We start from the raw sequence: 17,239 nt of genomic DNA, 5'->3' as shown, positions 1-17,239 counted from the left end.
TAAATCTCTAAATAAAAAAGCACTGCTGAAAAATCAGCAGTGCTCTGAGATTAAAAAACTAATGCCAATGGATAGACGAAGCTATATCTTTTCGTAAAATTTATAAAAGAAATCAGGGTTCTTGATTCCATAATTTTTTATATCCTTGCTAATAGACACCCAGTCGCTTATTACATAATTTTTCTCCGCAACTTTTTGTTCATGTACAAATCTGAAGCGAACCTCATCATTAATATTCAATGTACTTAGACCAGGATTATCACCTGGTTTAAAATTCACACTGAGCACCGTGCCCTCTCCTGTTTCCACATCTGCGCTTCGTAATTTACCATTGGAGAATTTATCAAGACGCGCAATTTTCCCATCAGCGAAGCGAACCTTATTGACCTCATAAAGAAATGGATAAGCTTTTTCTGGGATTTTAGCCATCACCAACATTTTGCTTGTACCATCAATGATATATTCAGGTACAAGCTTGATTAGCGTATTATTTTCTAGCCCTGCTAATGCAATTGTAAAAGTTATCTGCTCACCTGGTGAAAACAAGCTGTCAAAATGCGCATCGTCACGCTTACCACTGCTCACAACGATGACTTCATTTTGGTAGTTCGCCAGATATCCTTCTTTTTTCCCAGTCCTTTTATTGGTGTAGAAACCCTGGATTTTAGCGGTGATCATTCCATTTTGAATTTTTTTCAAAAAATCCATCTTCTTCTGAAACTCTGGATTCGTTATCAAATCCCGTTTGGCCCGAAGTGACTCCTCACGCAAAGTGCGTTGTTTTCGTGTCATAACAACTTTTTGTTTATACTGCTGCGAGTCCAAAGGCAAAGCATATAGTCCATTCTTATCGACTTCTGCATTGTCTACGTTTACTTTTTCAAACCTCGCAAAGGCAAGGCAACTGATCAATACCACAGGTACCGTCAGCACATACATTAGTTTTTTCATATTTGGGGTTGGTTGGTTGAACAACATAGCAATACGTTTCTTTAGCGGCTCTTTGCTAAAGCTATGGTAGAAATTGCTTTCAGAGATTGATAATTGAAGCAGAAGATTGGCGTAGATATGTTTATCCTTTAACATCGCAATCTCTTGATCCACTTCAAATTCGTGGTTCTGTTCAATTGATTTAGCGAACCAATAAATTACAGGGTTAAACCATAACATAACCTGCAAAAGTCTGACGAAGATCCTATCTGCTGAATGATATCTTTTGACATGGATAAGCTCATGGCTGAAAACCTGATTAACTTCGTCTTTGTTAAGACCATAGTCGATGATAAAAATGTAGTTCAGAAAAGATCCATTCTGCAATTTAGGGTGATTAATCAACAGTTTAACTGATCCAGTAAGCTCTATATCGAAACCACGTATTGTTTTTGCAAAAGTTAACACAGTTATTAACAATCTGAAGATCAGCACACCTGTAATGCAGTAATAAAACAGTGTAAACAACTTAGTCCAATTAAAATCAGCTATAAAAATCTCGGTATTGATAGGAACACTAGTATTTACCGGACTTAAGTCAATAACAGGATTCGTTTCTTCAAATCGCAGTGCTTTATGTACCATTGTTATGGTAGGTTGTGCCTCCATTACCTGAATATCTATTGCAGGTATAATTAGGCTGACTACTAGGCTAAACAATAAATAAATCCTATTTAATGCGAAAAATGTAAATCTGCTCAATACCCAAAAGTAGAGGGCATAGAAAATTGCAGAACACAACGAAACTTCTGTCAGATAGCCAAGCAAATTCATATTTATTGATTTTTGTTGATAATATCTTTGATCTTGTTTATGTCCTCCGGGCTTAGTTGTTTTTCTTTAACCATAAAAGAAAACAGACTCTCAGGTGAATTGTCGAAATAACCTGACAGAATCTTTTTAAAACTTGCCTTGCGATATGCCCCTTTGGAAACAATTGGAAAGTACTCATAGGTTTTACCATAGGCTTTGTAATCGATATACCCTTTTTTCTCCAGCAACCTCACTACAGATGAAATTGTATTGTACGGTGGTTTGGGATCGTCAGGTAGCGCTTCAATAATGTCCTTCACAAAACATTTTTTCAATGTCCAGAGCACCTGCATAACACGTTCCTCTGCTTTTGTTAATTCCTCCATAACCAAACTTACAACTTATAAATCAGTTACACAACTATATTTTAAGTTATTTAACTGAAAAATAAGTTCAACTACAAAAAAAAACAAATTAACAGACTGAATTTTAAATTGTTAAATAGAAATGGATTATTTACATTAGTTAAGGAAATGAACAAATTAATTTACATACTGATACTGCTATGCTGCTCAAAAATCCTTTTTGCTCAGAAAACCAGGCAAGATTCTATTCTTAATATTGCCCGAATTGACGTAAAAAGACATAAGATCAGTCGCAAGGCATTCGCTATTTTTAGAAAAGACAGAGGAAACTTCAGCTCCGATTATTTAAAGCCTGATAGCTCAACCACAAGCGATTTTACTCTACTTAAGGATTCTGGGTACGTACAAGCCTACCGTGCGGGGATGTATAAAAAGACAAGAACCAGGAGGACGACCGGACACTACATCCTCCTAGGGGGCGCTATTTATACCGCTGCAAGCCTAATTGCAGCATTAGTCATCATTATTGCGCTGGCTAATGGATTTAATTGATCTTTTCCAAATTACTTTTCCCATACTGTCAACCAGCTGAATATTATATTCACCAGGCTCCAATGCCGTTGCATACTCACCAACACCTTTTTTAACCAAAAATTGATCAACTGGAATATCATCTCCCGGTTTGGTCGACATAATCTGCAAGAGATTATGTGCATCCGAGTTTGCGAGCTTGATTTTAACTATTGATGTACCATTCTTCGCGAGCTGGTAATCGAACCGATTGAAGACTCGCTTTGGAGTTGGCCAGGCCACTAGCAGATCGTAATCCCCAATCTTATCCTCAGTAGATACTACAGGATTAAACTGAGTATCTAATACTACGTAAGGGAGATCATTCTCAACACGATCGGCCGAGTGATCCAGCAGTATTGAAAATTCCCGTAAATTATTGACAGACTGATTAATTGTAAGTGGATCGATGTGCGCTAAATTTTTAAAATATTCAGCCATATAGATCAAGTTTGTCCCACGCTCCCAAATATGTCCATGACCGGCATGGACTAAAATCTTTGCTCCAGGATCTTTGATTAATATTTTGTTAATATTATTTGCCTGATTCACCTCCCGGATATTTTGCGCATATGTAGGATATTTAGGATTGTCATCTGTATCATCATCACTTTCATAAGGGACCACTTTATAGCCCAATTTGATGGCTTTTTTAATCAAATTTCCCATGCCAGGTTCTGCAGTGTAAAACCCAGAATTTATTGTCGGGTATCCAAAGTTCAACAACGTTGAATCATCATCAAGTGCTTCAACACATAAATAACGAAATCCTATTTTATACAACGCTTCCAGCAAATTCATCGTCAGCAGTCTGTGCTTAGGAACTTGATGTGCCTCGTTAATGATGACCACTTGCCGTGTCGTAGCCTGATTCAAAATATAATCAGCAGCTGGTTTAAAACGATAGTTCCCAACTGTTAACGCAGTCTTTAAATCACGGCCAGGAACAAGATATTCTTCACCTAAAAATGAACTGAAAAGCACTACGTCCATATCGATGCTAATAGGTTTTGTTCGTATACCCTTCACCGTAAGTTTTTTATAATAAGCATTTCGATATGCAATCGCGCTGTCCAGTGCGCTTAAATATGCGTTTTTTGCTATTAATCCGCTGGCAATATCATAAAGTTTTTCCTGTCGTGCCTGCGCATTAAAACTCATGTTAACAAAGTGGACAAAAAGTAGCAGTGTTGTGGAGTTTCTGAATACCTTAATGGAGGACATTTTTTAACAAATTAGATTAAACACAATATAACTAATAAAATAGTTAATCGACGTCTTAGACACACTAAAATATTTTAAATACTTTAGTATATTATGATCCAAGAAATTATCATCCTCTGTGCAGTTTCCTTTTTCGCAGGTTTTATTGACGCTATAGTTGGTGGCGGAGGCCTGCTACAAACTCCGGCAATGTTGATCATACTTCCTCAATATCCTATCGCGACATTATTTGGAACTACAAAAATTCCTTCCGTAACCGGAACGGCCTTCGCAGCATATAAATATTCCAGAAATGTTATCATTAACTGGAAACTACTTTGTCCAATTATTATAACCGCTTTTACGGGGGCACTGGCAGGAGCTTATTGCATTACATTAATTCGGAGCGATGTAATTAAGCCGATCATACTCATTCTTCTAATTGTGATTGCTATTTATACGTATTCCAAAAAGAATTTCGGTCAGCATCAGGCAAAAGAACTTTCTTTTCTGACACAACTCATGATCGGATTGAGTTTCGGTTTTGCAATTGGGTTCTACGATGGTTTAATCGGTCCCGGTACAGGCACATTCTTTATGCTTGCCTTCATATCCCTATTAGGAAAAGACTTTTTAAACTCCAGTGCAAATGCGAAATATCTTAATGTTGGGACTAACGTCGCCGCCATCATTTATTTCGCACAGTCCGGCCATATTCTATATGAATTCGCAATACCAATGGCCGTGTTTAATTTATTCGGATCATTTCTGGGAATTAAACTCGCCCTGCTAAAAGGAAACAAATTCATCAGAATCTTTTTCCTTTGTGTTGTCTCCGCTACCATACTTCGGTTTGCATGGGATATATTTTTCAAGCACTGAGATTGTAGACAATTTGTTCAATAATCTTCCTAAAGTTTAACACCTTTGCAATAACTAGTGGATCAGTTTAAAGCTTGATTTCATTAGATATTTTTGCGATAACAAATAATATCTTCGATGCTAATGACTATAATTTCATGTTTTTCAGCAAAGCTGATTAGTTCAGGTAATTTTGCCATCGTTCCGTCTTCATTCGTCAACTCACATAATACCGCAGCGGGCTTTAATCCGGCGATCTTCATCAAATCTACACTACCTTCAGTATGACCTTCTCTACCTAATACGCCATCAGCATTTGCAATTAACGGGAATACATGTCCTGGACGGGCGAGATCACCAGGCACAGCACCATTAGCAATAGCAGTCTTTATAGTTTGAATGCGATCAGCGGCAGAAACCCCTGTTGTCACACCTTCTTTTGCTTCGATGGTAACGGTAAATGGTGTTTGAAACTTACTGTTGTTGTCAGCCACCATATACGGGAGATTTAATTGCGCTGCTTGTTCAGCTGTAATACATAAACAAACGATACCACTGCACTCACGGATTGTAAGTGCCATATCCTTTACTGTCATCTTCTCAGCCGAGAATATAAGATCTCCTTCATTTTCGCGATTTTCATTGTCTACTACTAAAACCCCTTTACCTGCATTAATATCTGACACTGCGCGTGCTATCCGTTCTTTATATGTTTGCCCAAAACGGGACAGTAAATGTTCCATAATAATTTTTGTGCACAATGATAAGAAAATAGCCTGATTAAAACCTATTCAACATAGGTATACAACTGGATAGCGTTCATCTCACGGACATCAAAAATTACTATCTTAGATAAAAATCTACTGAGGATAGGGGTAATCCCTACTTGCGTTGTCATAAACAGTAATTAAAACGAGATCGAAACAATATATTTTGCACAACGCCAGTATCCCAACAGCATTAACAATTAACGCACAGAACTTTGAAGAGGTTTATCTGGAACATTATGCCGCGTTACACCGATACGCTTATGCCATTCTATATGAAGATGATATGGCAGATGAACTGGTTCAGCAAGTATTTGTGAAAATATTAGAGAAGAAACAATCCTTTCAAATACACGTTTCGGTGAAGGCATATTTATATCGGTCGGTCCATAATGAATGCCTAAATTACCTGAAACACGAGAAGGTAAAAAAAGGCTATCAGGAACACAGTGTCGGGAAAAAACAGTATGCAGAAAGTGCATCTAAAAACCTACAATATAAAGAACTAGAACAACAACTAAGCAAGTCAATAAATGCTTTGCCAGAACAGTGTCGTACTATTTTTCAGCTAAGCAGATTTGAAGAGCTGAAATACGCAGAAATTGCCTTGCAACTTGGTCTCTCTGTAAAAACCATTGAGAATCAAATAAGCAAGGCGCTAAAAAGATTAAGAAATGATCTTGCAGATTATTTACCCTTACTGTTATTTATACTTATCAATACCCGAAGATGAACAGAGATGCTGAATACATGAATATAAATGACGATTTATTGATCAGTTATCTACTTAACGAAGCAAGTGCACAACAGCGCAAACAGGTAGAAAAATGGCGTGCTGAACAGTCAGCCAACGAACGTCGTTTTACGGAATTCCAACTCATCTGGGAACAAAGTGCTGAACTTGCATTCAATGGAAAAAGAGATGCAAAAGAATCACTACTTCGTTTAAAGTCCCGATTGACGCAGTCAAACGCAACGCCAACAACAAAATTTAAAAACAGATCTTCTTGGTTCAGCATTGCTGCAGCGATCATTGTTTTAGTATCTGGAACATGGATATATACCAAAATCCTTAACCAGGAACAACAGATAAGTAGCGTCGATCAAGTCAGAACCGATACGTTATCCGATGGCTCAGTGGTCACGCTTAACAAAAAAAGTCTAATTATATATCCTAAACATTTCAGTGATGCGCAACGACTGGTAACATTATCTTCCGGAGAAGCATTTTTCAAAATCGTCCCTGACAAAATAAAGCCTTTTATTATCCAAAGCGGAAATGTAAAAATTCGCGTTGTGGGAACATCATTCAACGTTAAAAGCTCAAACAATTTACTCGAAGTAATTGTGGAGACCGGAATCGTGCAAGTCATTACTAACGGAAAGATGATGTCTTTGCGCCCTGGTGAAAAAGGCCTTATCAATATAGAGTCAGGCATGCCTACAAAAACAAACAATCCAGATCAGCTGTATAAGTGGTACCGTAGCAAAAAATTTATTGCTGATAATACACCGCTTTGGAGAATGGTCGAAGTTCTTAACGAAGCCTACAACACACATATCAGTATTGGAAGAAAAGAACTAAAGAATCTACCTTTAAATACAACGTTCAGCGCGCAATCGCTCGACGAAATACTTGATGTCATCAGCAGAACTTTTAAGATAACCGTTGAAAAAAAATCGGATCAGATTATCCTGAAATAGATGATAAGTAAATGTCTTCAACTGCGTTTCTCGGCCACAATCGTGCTTTTATTTAGCCTCGTCTTTGCATCCCCCATCCAGGCTCAGGATATACTCAATAAAAAAATAACTATCGAAAGTAAAAACGAACGGCTATCTGAAGTGCTGACAAAAATAGAGAAAGCCGCAGATTTTTATTTCTCTTACAATGGCAAACTCATTGCAAGAGACAGTTTGGTAAGTATTTCTGCACATCACATAACCGTGAGTAATTTACTAAAGCAACTCTTTTCAGATAGACTTGAAATTGAAGAACGACGAAACTACCTGATCATCACGCCTGCAATGGGTCGAATGTCAATGATCAACACCGATGCCGTGACAGACAGGTCAACTTATTCAGTAAGTGGCCTGGTAATAGATGAGTTTACAAAAGAACGCTTGGTGAATGTAAGCGTTTACGAAAAACACCAGCTAGTCTCTACGCTGACTGATGAACATGGATACTTCAGACTTAAACTTAAATTGGGTAACCCGGGCTTTATTACATTAACAGCGAGCAAGCTAGCGTACAGAGACACTTCGTTAAACATGTTGCAAAATGTAAATATCAGCAAAAGATATAACGCAGAGGTCTATACAAATATTGATGGCAACAATAAGGACGTAGAAAGAACGGCACTTGGAAAATTACTAATTTCTGCACGACAAAGGATACAGAGTATGAACATTCCTGACTTCTTTGCTCATCGCCCGATCCAATTTTCATTAGTTCCCGGTTTGAGCTCGCATGGGATGTTCAGTTCTCAGGTCATAAATAAGTTTTCTCTGAATGTTATTGGCGGATACACTGCAGGAGTAAACGGCTTTGAGCTTGGCGGCCTCTTTAACATCAATAAACTCGATGCAAAATATGTACAAGCCGCGGGATTTTTTAATTTAACTGGTGGAAAAGTAATAGGTCTGCAGGTAGCAGGGATTCACAATGAAGCACTTGGCACGCTCCGGGGCGTACAGTTCGCCGGATTTATTAATACAGCTGCATCTGACGCACGCGGAATGCAAGTTGCTTCCCTAAGCAACACCGCCAAAAGCCTGCACGGGATTCAGATCGGCATTGTTAATACGGTAGACAGTTCTGAAGGAATAAGTATTGGACTAATCAATATCATACGCAACGGCTTTTACAGGATCGGCTTGTCAACAAATAACCTTACAAACACCAATATTTCGTTGAAGACAGGTACGCATCAGTTTTATAGTATGATCTTGATAAGCTCAAACCTCTCCACTGAAAACAAACTTTATGGCTTCGGACTGGGAATTGGGCATGATTTTATGCTTGGAAAAAATACTTTTATCTCCGCTGAAGGAAATTATCAATTTGCTTATACCGGTGGATGGGACGATCGCTGGGCCCAGGCCAAGCTACTGCTTAACATTCCTGTTTCTGGTCGCCTAAGCCTGGTAACTGGACCAACTTACAACAAATACAGCTATACAGGAAGTATACCGGGATACCAAAAAAGGTTCAGGATAGAACCGGGAACACACAGGCTGAGGAACCCGGTTGAACGCTGGTTGGGATGGGAAGCAGGAATAGCTTACAACTCTGTTTTTAAGGCCGCTGCAAAAAAAACTGCAGAAGCTGATAGCTGGTTTCTGGGCGTCGGTATACATGCTGGTATAGGCTGGGATAACCCGGTCGGATTATTTACCGGTGCAGAGCTTTTTATGCAGCGCGAACTCAACAGTGCCATTTCCGGAACGGTGTCCACAGGATATTCAATCTGGTTTGGAGGCAATGAGCAAACAGACAGACATTTTAACATTATACCATTAAAGGCGGGAATCAGGACATATACCGGAAAGCGGCTCTTTTTTGCTGGCGATGCCGGATTGGCAATTGGGGTGAATAATGCCCCCAGATATGCGCTTTCCGTTGATGCTCAGGGAATTCGTCAAACTACAATTAAATCAGGAAATTCTTTCTTATACACTGTCTCAATGGGTTACGACTTCGACAATGGAATTGAAACCGGTATAAAATTTGAAGACTATACCGCGTTCAGCTTCATTAAACAATTTGCCTTGCGTATTGCCTATAGGATCAAATTATAAAATAAACTAAGTTTGGATTTTTGATTTGAAATGAAAAATCTCCTCAACTATAGCCTGTCACTGCTTCTTATTTTTATGTTTAGTACATGCAATACGAAATCACCTTACGAAACCTGGAAGGAAGCAGCGAAAACAAATATACGTTTGCTTCCGAAATATGGTCTTGCGAAGAAAAGCCCGGACCAGATAAAGGCTGATCAGGAATTTGTAAAGAGCGCCATTTTGGCCTCTGGCACAGCAGAAAAAGCAGCAGACAACTATGTTAAATTTGGATTTAAATACCTCAACGAAGGCAACCTGCAGACGAGCATGTACAGGTTCAACCAGGCATGGCTGCTCAACCCGGAAAATTCTGATGTTTATTGGGGTTTTGGATCAGTATACTTCAAGTTCCAGGATTATTACCAGGCGGTATTGCAGTACGATGAGGGACTACATATCAGTCCAAAGCATGAGGGAATACTGAAAGATCGGGCTATAGCACTGCGTTTAACTAAAAAAGCCTTTTAAATCGTTAAATTTCTTCTTTTGACAAAACCCGTGCTGCAACTTTACCCACAGAGAGACCTTGCACGATAATGGAGAACACCACCACAAAATAGGTTACTGCAATTAAGATTGGCTTATAGGACCCTTCATCCATTGATAAAGCTAGTGCAATGGACACGCCCCCACGCAGACCACCCCACACCAAAATTTTAACGGTGCCGCTACTAAATTTATTTTTGAATGGGATCAGGAGTACAGGAATATAAATAGAAATAAACCGGGCCAACAGAACGATTACAATACAGGCAACTCCCATCACCCAGTAGCTGGTAACGTTGTGTATGATCAATAATTCGAATCCTATGAAAAGAAATAAGATTGCATTCAGAATTTCGTCAATCAACTCCCAAAACTTATTAAGGTAGTCTTTAGTCGTGGAAGACATCGCTGTTCTCTTTCCATAATTGCCAATTACAATACCAGCAGCAACCATGGTGAGTGGGCCGGATATGTGCATACTATGCGCAATCAGATAACCTCCCATGACTACAGAAAGCGTAATCAGCACTGAAACTTTGTAATCGTCAATCTTACGCATGGCATTAGAGGCGCCAAGACCCAACAATGCGCCTAATAAAAAACCACCAACAGCCTCTTTAACCAACAACCAGGATATATGAAAGAATGAGATCTCGATGTCACTCCCCTGAGTTAGCTGTAGGATCACAGCGAATACGACAACTGCTACACCATCATTAAACAGCGATTCCCCGGCAACTTTCGTTTCCAGCGATTTACGCACTTTAGCTTCTTTCAATACACCCAAAACAGCAATGGGATCGGTAGGTGATATCAGTGCACCAAACAAAAGACAGAATAGAAATGGAATTTGTACATGCAATATTGGTGCGACATAAAATAACATTCCCCCTACCGCAAAGGTTGATATGATTACGCTAATCGTTGAAAAGACTATGATTGGCCAGCGTTGTTCGCGCAAATCTTTCAGATTAATATGAATAGCTCCGGCGAATAGCAGAAAATTAAGCATCGCTCCCATAAGTACCTCTGTAAAGTCGACATCATTTAATAATGTAGAAAAGTGTGAGAAAGTCTTAGGATATAAACTACCGGTAATAACTAAAAGAACAGAGCTGATCATCGCAATAATCATGATTCCGATCGTAGAAGGTAGTTTTAGGTAACGCAGATTCAGATAAGCAAAAAACGAAGCAATAACAATAAGTACTGAGAAAGAATAATATAATTCCATGAAGGGATTAGGCTGTTAAAGAAAGAAAATCATTGCAGCAGCAACGGATGGATTGTTGTAAACCTAACAAAAAAAAGGCCATTTCAGCTATAACATTTCAATTTTAACAACCTTTTAATGTAACTTACTCCAAATTATCGGCTCTAAAATTAAAACTTTTATCAATGGCCCTGAGTCTCGAAAGTATCTGTAAAAAATACGGCAGCCATACTGTTATTTCTTTTCAAAAGTTTCAGTTAACAGATGGCGTATACTGGCTTAAGGGAGCAAATGGAACTGGCAAAACGACATTATTCAGAATCATCGCCGGTCAAACACCATTTGACGGACAGGTAAGCTTCAGAAATGTGAACCTTAAGAAGCAGCCCGTCAGCTATAGATCTACGATTAGTTACGCTGAAGCAGAGCCACAATATCCCGGATATATAACCGGCAACGATTTAGTTCGTTACCATCAGCAGGTAAGGCGTGCTAAGCTTGATGATGTCGAAAAACTGATTGAAAGATTTGGCATGTCACCTTTTATGAATCAGGCCATAGGCGGTTACTCAAGTGGGATGTTGAAAAAACTATCCCTGATTTGTGCATTTATAGGAGAAATAGAACTCTTCTTACTTGACGAGCCACTGATCACCATTGATAAAGAATCAGCAACGGAATTATTTTCGTTGATTAAAGAATACCGCGTAAAAGGCTGTATGTTCCTGATCTCTTCACATCAGGATATTGACCCGGATATGTTAAGCCTCGACGGGGTTTTCATGATTCAAAACGGAGATATCCACAAATGCTGAGCCTGTTGTTAAAAACGCTATCCCGCGAATTCTACCGGCAGCATCTCGGCTTATTCTGCTTTGCACTATATATTCTTTTCGGAAGTGTAGAAGCAGGTCAGTTGCTGAGCTACCACCTTTCCCTGCTCCGAAGCATATCCGGTTCCACCATCATCTTAGCCGCATGTTTTGTGTTATGGTCACTATACGCCATAAAATGTATATTGTTTGTGAACAAAGAACTGAAACTGGATGTCTATAGCTTCATTAATGTCTCAGCCGCAGCTACAAAACGCAGTCAATACTTATCATGGTCTGGCCTTTACGCCACTTTACTTCTTCCCATCCTCACTTATATAACAATCGTTAGCACGACCGCCTTTATTTATCATTATTATTTCAATGCGGCCATGGCGCTAGTGTTTGCGCTTTTATTAGTAATCACACCTACAGTTCTAACTTTTAGAAAAGTTACCCAGAACCTATCCATCCGCCTAAAGGTTCGGTTTGTTAAAATCCCCACATTCGTTAAGCCCCAATGGCTTTGGCCGATTGTGTACATTTGGAGACAGCAGACACTTATGTTTCTGATTTGCAAAACACTTTCATTTATAGTATTCAAAGCCATGCTTTGGATGTTTGCCGATGTCGGCCCCGACATCCGTGTTCCTCAGCTGGGCCTGCTTGCTGCAATAATCACGCACAGCGTACTGATCGCGACTTTGGTAAAGCAGGAAGCAACGGACATGAATTTCAACAGAAGCTTACCGATAAATCGTTTTAATGCCATGGGTAGAAGTTTACTGGTTCTATTCCTATTATTCCTACCGGATTTGCTCCTTTATATCCATACGGTAAATGCCGATTTCACGAGTTCCCTGGCTGGCATTGCGCTTGCCTTGCCAACACTATTTTGCATCCAGGTAAGCCAATATAAAAACACAGAAAAAAAATCAAGCCATGTCGGATTACTTTTTTTCATGTTTGTTGCGCTCGCTATGTTGATCCTTTCCCGACAGCTATTCTTGTTTAATTGCCTGCAAGCATTAGTTTCCTGTACTGGTTTTTATATATTCTATTATAGCATTGATCTAAGAGCAATCCGGAATCACTAGATTGCATTGATTTTTAATTTATTGGTGCTGTCTCTATCCTTACCTTTACATCATATATGAGCAGAAGACCTCCCATTCAAAATACCACACCACTAACGCTTCGAGAACGTCTTGCCGCATTGCGCAATTTACCATCCTTTTTCAAACTGGTCTGGGAAACCAATCCAAAGATGACGCTTGTAAACATCATCTTACGGATTATACGCTCTGCACTTCCACTTCTTATTTTATATGTAGGTAAGCTGATTATCGATCATGTGGTACACTTCACACATGTTGCTAAGCCCGTTGGAAACCTGATGGAGGAACATGAGCTATGGATGCTGGTAGCAATTGAGTTTGGCCTGGCTATTCTGGCAGATGGCCTAACCCGCGCGATTATGCTGCGTGACAGTTTACTGGGTGATTTGTTTGCCAATCATACTTCTGTAAAGATCATGAAACATGCTGCTACATTGGATTTGGATCAGTTTGAAGATGCTGTCTTTTATGATAAACTTGAACGCGCCAGGCAGCAGACTATGGGCCGTACAATACTACTTTCGCAAATCATGGCGCAGGTACAGGACATAATCACAATGCTCTTTTTGGCGGTGGGACTTATGGCTTTTAATCCCTGGCTCATACTTTTATTGTTGATCGCAATTTTACCTGCTTTTATGGGAGAGTCGTATTTCAATGATCAGAATTACGCCCTTTCAAGAAGTCAGACGCCACAACGTAGGGAGCTTGACTATCTGCGTTACCTGGGGGCCAGCGATGATACTGCTAAAGAATTAAAAATGTTCGGCCTTTCCAAATTTATCACCGATCGTTTTCAGGTATTATCCAATACCTTTTACGCTGATAACCGCAAAATTTCTATTCAACGGTCTATTTGGGGAACTGTATTTGCCATATTAGGCAGTGCAGGCTATTATGGCGCTTATATATTTATTATTGCACAAACGATTAATGGGAAAATATCAATAGGTCAGCTCACCTTCCTTGCCGGATCATTCAGGCAATTGCGGTCAATACTTGAAAACATATTAAGCCGTTTTAGTACTGTAGCACAGGGTGCCGTCTACTTAAGCGATTTCTTCGAGTTCTTTGAGATTCGCCCGCGACTTCTTCCCCCTACAAATCCGCGCCCCTTCCCGAAGCAGATTCTAACAGGGTTTACGTTTGAGAATGTGGGATTTAAATACATCCATTCTGAGCGATGGGCGAACCGACACCTTAACTTTTCTCTACATCCCGGAGAAAAACTGGCTTTAGTAGGCGAAAATGGTGCTGGCAAAACTACCCTTGTTAAACTACTTGCGCGATTGTATGATCCTACTGAAGGGAGAATTCTACTCGAGGGATATGATTTAAAAGAATATGACCTTACTGAACTCAGACAACACATCGGCATTATTTTTCAGGATTTTCTGAGATACCAGATGACTTTTTCGCAGAATATTGCAACTGGCAATATCAATGAACAGGAAAACGCAGAGCTTATTGAAAATGCTGCCAAACAAAGTCTTGCCGATGAATTGGTAAAAAGGCTCCCAGATGGTTACAATCAGATGTTAGGGAAACGTTTTGCAGACGGGATAGAACTATCGGGAGGTGAATGGCAAAAAATTGCGATCGCACGTGCCTACATGCGTGATGCAGAACTATTAATCCTGGATGAACCTACATCGGCATTAGATGCACGTGCAGAATATGAAGTTTTTCAACGCTTCACAGAATTGACCAAAGGCCGTTCAGCCGTACTAATATCTCACCGCTTCTCTACTGTGCGCATGGCAGACCGAATTTTGGTATTGGAAAAAGGTGAAATGGCCGAAATCGGTAGCCATACAGAATTGCTTGCAAAGGGAGGAAGATACGCTGAGCTATTTAACCTTCAGGCGCAAGGATATAGGTAATACAATCAGCGTTATAAAGAAGGACGCAATGTTAAGTAAAAAGGAACTTCCACGTGGTTTTTAGCGTTCTCCAATACCATCTGCGCAGCGAGTTGTCCCATCTGGTTGAAATCAGTAGAGATGGTTGTAATACCATTTAAAATAATCTTCTTTAAAGGCGTTTCATTGTAGGAAATAACGCCTATTTCCTTACCAACTTGTAGTTTCATGCTGATGATACGTTCAATCAGAATCACCAGATCATCTTCCATCAAGTTGATATATACCTCACCTGCCGCTATTGGCTCGTCTTTAATATCAAAAACGACCTTAGAATTAAATGCATATTGCTGACAAAAGTTAGAAAACCCTTTTAAAATCTCGATTGGAAAATAGCTGCGTTTAGGAAAGATGATCTTGAGTGTATGATATTTACTCAACTGCTCTTTAGCCTGTTCCAAAGCCTGGTAGATGTCCTTCTCAAAGTTTTCGTATGCAGCAGCATAATCACCAGTAAGTCCCTGTATTTTCTTGTCCAGTAAAATTAACCGGTCTTTAGGCATCATATTAATCACATCACAAACATTCTCCCCTCCTTCCAAAAAATGCGGGATGATCACATAATGAGAATAGTCATTCTTATGGTCTGTAATGAGTTTTTTGAACAGCGCAAAATCATTGTTGTAAATATAAAAATCAACGGCTACATGATCACCAATAGCCTTAATGAAAGAATCGTACACAATCTTTTTATGGGCACTGAGCTTATTGAACAACAGAAAAATCTTCAGACTCTGTTTAAAATCCGTATTGATGATATAATAGCCTTTACCAGGTACTGAGCCTAACACTCCGATTTTTTTCAAATGTTTGTACCCCTTTTCTGCCGTGTCTCTCGAGATCTCCAGCTCATAGCTAAGCTCGTTAATCGAGGGCAACATCTGATCCTTTTTAATTTTCCCTGCCTCTATAGCACTAATAATTGAGTTGGTCAGCTGCAGATATTTTGGTGTTGCAGAGTAACCATCTACAAAAATATGATCAAAAAATCTAGCCGGCTTAATAGACATACTACAAAATTAAATGGTCCCAAAGAATTTCACCATAAGCTCAAAATAATGCTCAAACTCAGTTAGCGGCAACGTCTCCGCCCTGTCATATATATCGTGGTATGCGGCAATGCCTCCTTGGGTATAAATAAAAAAAGAAGGTACGCCTTTTTCATAAAACCTGCAATGATCACTCTTACAGGCCTCTCCCCTGATCTCTACTTTAGGCACTAGCTTAAAAGCCGAATTCAAATCTACAAGTCGGTCAAATTCCTTTTTGTATACTGTTCCGTTAACCACTTTAATTCCCTCCTCACCTGTTCCTGCCAGATCAAAATTAACCAGGAATTTTATTTTCTTCAGGTTAATTAACGGATTTTCCACAAAAGCTTTGGAGCCCAGAATACCTATCTCCTCTCCAGAGAACGCCAGAAAGACAGTATTGTATTTAGGCTTGTTCTTAGCGTAATATTTCACAAAGCTAAGCAACATAGCTACCCCACTTGCATTGTCATTAGCTCCTGGAAAATATACTTTATTACCCAACATACCAAGGTGGTCAAAATGTGCCGAAATCACTATCGTTGAATCTGATCCTGAGCTACCCCTGATCATCCCGGCTACATTGCGTGTGGTGTACTCTGGGACAAACCTGGCGTCCACATCGATGGTCAGTGTGTTGACCAATGCTGGATCTAAATCTGCTTTATTGATCGTCACCACCGGCCTAATAGTCTGGTAGGTTAGTGTTGTCCAGGTTAGTTTATCCTTGGTATAAACTATCAGACCCTTAAAATTTAGTTTTTCGCTGTTTTTAAGTGCCCGTATACTTGCATTGATGCTACCCAGCTCTGCAGTACTTTCCGGGCCCTCAATCCTATCATCTAGCAAAATAAAGGCATCAGTGGCAGCCTGTATAACTGCCATGAGCTTTTCTTCAGTATTAATATCTGACCTTTTAACTGGAATCACTTTAAAGGTTCCATGAATCGCAGGACTTGTAGCTCCGATTAGATAATCCTTAGCAGTTATTAATGTTTTCCCGTTCAGCTTCACATCTACCTTTCCTGGAAAAGTGTTTACAGCCAGTTTAAAATCCTGAAAATAAGAGCCGGCATTTAAGGGAGCGAGACCTGATTTTTTAAAGGCCCGAGCGATGTAAGCAGAAGCAATCTGATCGCCGCCACCAACATACCCTCTACCCTTAAATGCAGGCGAGGCGAGTGTTTTTACAACCTCCTTAGCGTAAGCAATGTCCTGCGCCTGGGAAATGAATAAATTGCCTCCCCAAACGAGGGTGCATAAAAGAATTTTAGCGAGGAAGGATTTGGTTGACATCACGGT

General features: G+C 39.6%; 16 protein-coding genes. 9 read left to right on the top strand and 7 right to left on the bottom strand.

Features of this window, described 5'->3' with window-relative positions; genetic code table 11:
• Window positions 1–81: 81 nt before the first annotated feature.
• A complete protein-coding gene (locus CLV32_RS20495; protein ID WP_133558828.1) occupies window positions 82–1,764 on the bottom strand; it encodes a M56 family metallopeptidase in 1,683 nt (560 codons plus the stop codon).
• A 2-nt stretch (window positions 1,765–1,766) separates the two neighbouring features.
• Complete coding sequence (locus CLV32_RS20490) at window positions 1,767–2,129, bottom strand: BlaI/MecI/CopY family transcriptional regulator (RefSeq protein WP_133558827.1); 363 nt, start codon at window positions 2,127–2,129, stop codon at window positions 1,767–1,769.
• 147 nt (window positions 2,130–2,276) lie between these two features.
• Here CLV32_RS20490 and CLV32_RS20485 point away from each other — a divergent pair, with 147 nt between their 5' ends.
• Window positions 2,277–2,660 (top strand): hypothetical protein, encoded by a 384-nt coding sequence (locus CLV32_RS20485; RefSeq protein ID WP_133558826.1) that lies wholly within the window; start codon window positions 2,277–2,279, stop codon window positions 2,658–2,660.
• Here the strand turns inward: CLV32_RS20485 and CLV32_RS20480 are convergent.
• Complete coding sequence (locus tag CLV32_RS20480; RefSeq protein ID WP_133558825.1) at window positions 2,622–3,839, bottom strand: hypothetical protein; 1,218 nt, start codon at window positions 3,837–3,839, stop codon at window positions 2,622–2,624. The two genes, CLV32_RS20485 and CLV32_RS20480, sit on opposite strands and share 39 nt — an antisense overlap.
• A gap of 156 nt (window positions 3,840–3,995) precedes the next feature.
• Here CLV32_RS20480 and CLV32_RS20475 point away from each other — a divergent pair, with 156 nt between their 5' ends.
• The gene (locus CLV32_RS20475; RefSeq protein ID WP_133558824.1) at window positions 3,996–4,763 is read left to right on the top strand and encodes a sulfite exporter TauE/SafE family protein; all 768 of its coding nucleotides are present in this window, start codon (window positions 3,996–3,998) and stop codon (window positions 4,761–4,763) included.
• A gap of 83 nt (window positions 4,764–4,846) precedes the next feature.
• On the opposite strand, the gene ribB is transcribed toward CLV32_RS20475, so the two are convergent.
• Entirely contained in the window at window positions 4,847–5,485 is a 639-nt protein-coding gene (gene ribB, locus CLV32_RS20470; RefSeq protein ID WP_133558823.1) for a 3,4-dihydroxy-2-butanone-4-phosphate synthase, read from the bottom strand.
• 190 nt (window positions 5,486–5,675) lie between these two features.
• On the opposite strand from ribB, the gene CLV32_RS20465 reads away from it, so the two are divergent.
• From CLV32_RS20465 to CLV32_RS20450, 4 genes are read left to right on the top strand one after another with little or no spacing between them, the layout of a single operon-like run.
• Window positions 5,676–6,242 carry an RNA polymerase sigma-70 factor gene (locus CLV32_RS20465; protein ID WP_243732373.1) on the top strand — a complete coding sequence of 189 codons (567 nt, stop codon included), beginning with the start codon at window positions 5,676–5,678 and terminating at the stop codon, window positions 6,240–6,242.
• Complete coding sequence (locus CLV32_RS20460; RefSeq protein WP_133558822.1) at window positions 6,239–7,213, top strand: FecR family protein; 975 nt, start codon at window positions 6,239–6,241, stop codon at window positions 7,211–7,213. The genes CLV32_RS20465 and CLV32_RS20460 overlap by 4 nt, the downstream gene beginning before the upstream one ends.
• The gene (locus CLV32_RS20455) at window positions 7,214–9,313 is read left to right on the top strand and encodes a peptidase associated/transthyretin-like domain-containing protein (protein ID WP_133558821.1); all 2,100 of its coding nucleotides are present in this window, start codon (window positions 7,214–7,216) and stop codon (window positions 9,311–9,313) included.
• A gap of 30 nt (window positions 9,314–9,343) precedes the next feature.
• Window positions 9,344–9,823 (top strand): tetratricopeptide repeat protein, encoded by a 480-nt coding sequence (locus CLV32_RS20450; protein WP_133558820.1) that lies wholly within the window; start codon window positions 9,344–9,346, stop codon window positions 9,821–9,823.
• A gap of 4 nt (window positions 9,824–9,827) precedes the next feature.
• On the opposite strand, the gene CLV32_RS20445 is transcribed toward CLV32_RS20450, so the two are convergent.
• Window positions 9,828–11,075, bottom strand: a complete 1,248-nt coding sequence (locus CLV32_RS20445) for a cation:proton antiporter (RefSeq protein WP_133558819.1) — start codon at window positions 11,073–11,075, stop codon at window positions 9,828–9,830.
• A gap of 164 nt (window positions 11,076–11,239) precedes the next feature.
• Between CLV32_RS20445 and CLV32_RS20440 the strand changes: the two genes are divergently transcribed.
• From CLV32_RS20440 to CLV32_RS20430, 3 genes are read left to right on the top strand one after another with little or no spacing between them, the layout of a single operon-like run.
• Window positions 11,240–11,869 carry an ABC transporter ATP-binding protein gene (locus CLV32_RS20440; RefSeq protein WP_133558818.1) on the top strand — a complete coding sequence of 210 codons (630 nt, stop codon included), beginning with the start codon at window positions 11,240–11,242 and terminating at the stop codon, window positions 11,867–11,869.
• Complete coding sequence (locus CLV32_RS20435) at window positions 11,863–12,963, top strand: hypothetical protein (protein WP_133558817.1); 1,101 nt, start codon at window positions 11,863–11,865, stop codon at window positions 12,961–12,963. The genes CLV32_RS20440 and CLV32_RS20435 overlap by 7 nt, the downstream gene beginning before the upstream one ends.
• Window positions 12,964–13,019: 56 nt before the next feature.
• The gene (locus tag CLV32_RS20430) at window positions 13,020–14,867 is read left to right on the top strand and encodes an ABC transporter ATP-binding protein (RefSeq protein ID WP_133558816.1); all 1,848 of its coding nucleotides are present in this window, start codon (window positions 13,020–13,022) and stop codon (window positions 14,865–14,867) included.
• A gap of 11 nt (window positions 14,868–14,878) precedes the next feature.
• Here the strand turns inward: CLV32_RS20430 and CLV32_RS20425 are convergent, their stop codons facing one another.
• A complete protein-coding gene (locus tag CLV32_RS20425; RefSeq protein WP_394346182.1) occupies window positions 14,879–15,910 on the bottom strand; it encodes a GntR family transcriptional regulator in 1,032 nt (343 codons plus the stop codon).
• Window positions 15,911–15,925: 15 nt separating this feature from the next.
• Window positions 15,926–17,233, bottom strand: coding sequence for a M28 family metallopeptidase (locus tag CLV32_RS20420; protein ID WP_133558814.1), 1,308 nt, complete (start codon window positions 17,231–17,233; stop codon window positions 15,926–15,928).
• Window positions 17,234–17,239 lie beyond the last annotated feature (6 nt).

The sequence above is a fragment of the Pedobacter duraquae genome (assembly GCF_004362245.1).
Lineage (GTDB): Bacteria > Bacteroidota > Bacteroidia > Sphingobacteriales > Sphingobacteriaceae > Pedobacter > Pedobacter duraquae.
This window is presented reverse-complemented; position numbering and strand designations above follow the sequence as displayed.

Excerpts from the sequence above, each read along its gene's own strand:
- CLV32_RS20445 (WP_133558819.1), bottom strand. The coding sequence starts at position 11,075 with ATGGAATTATATTATTCTTTCTCAGTACTTATTGTTATTGCTTCGTTT.
- CLV32_RS20450 (WP_133558820.1), top strand. The coding sequence starts at position 9,344 with ATGAAAAATCTCCTCAACTATAGCCTGTCACTGCTTCTTATTTTTATG.
- CLV32_RS20480 (WP_133558825.1), bottom strand. The coding sequence starts at position 3,839 with ATGAGTTTTAATGCGCAGGCACGACAGGAAAAACTTTATGATATTGCC.
- CLV32_RS20420 (WP_133558814.1), bottom strand. The coding sequence starts at position 17,233 with ATGTCAACCAAATCCTTCCTCGCTAAAATTCTTTTATGCACCCTCGTT.
- ribB (WP_133558823.1), bottom strand. The coding sequence starts at position 5,485 with ATGGAACATTTACTGTCCCGTTTTGGGCAAACATATAAAGAACGGATA.
- CLV32_RS20485 (WP_133558826.1), top strand. The coding sequence starts at position 2,277 with ATGAACAAATTAATTTACATACTGATACTGCTATGCTGCTCAAAAATC.
- CLV32_RS20495 (WP_133558828.1), bottom strand. The coding sequence starts at position 1,764 with ATGAATTTGCTTGGCTATCTGACAGAAGTTTCGTTGTGTTCTGCAATT.
- CLV32_RS20455 (WP_133558821.1), top strand. The coding sequence starts at position 7,214 with ATGATAAGTAAATGTCTTCAACTGCGTTTCTCGGCCACAATCGTGCTT.
- CLV32_RS20475 (WP_133558824.1), top strand. The coding sequence starts at position 3,996 with ATGATCCAAGAAATTATCATCCTCTGTGCAGTTTCCTTTTTCGCAGGT.
- CLV32_RS20440 (WP_133558818.1), top strand. The coding sequence starts at position 11,240 with ATGGCCCTGAGTCTCGAAAGTATCTGTAAAAAATACGGCAGCCATACT.
- CLV32_RS20460 (WP_133558822.1), top strand. The coding sequence starts at position 6,239 with ATGAACAGAGATGCTGAATACATGAATATAAATGACGATTTATTGATC.
- CLV32_RS20430 (WP_133558816.1), top strand. The coding sequence starts at position 13,020 with ATGAGCAGAAGACCTCCCATTCAAAATACCACACCACTAACGCTTCGA.
- CLV32_RS20490 (WP_133558827.1), bottom strand. The coding sequence starts at position 2,129 with ATGGAGGAATTAACAAAAGCAGAGGAACGTGTTATGCAGGTGCTCTGG.
- CLV32_RS20435 (WP_133558817.1), top strand. The coding sequence starts at position 11,863 with ATGCTGAGCCTGTTGTTAAAAACGCTATCCCGCGAATTCTACCGGCAG.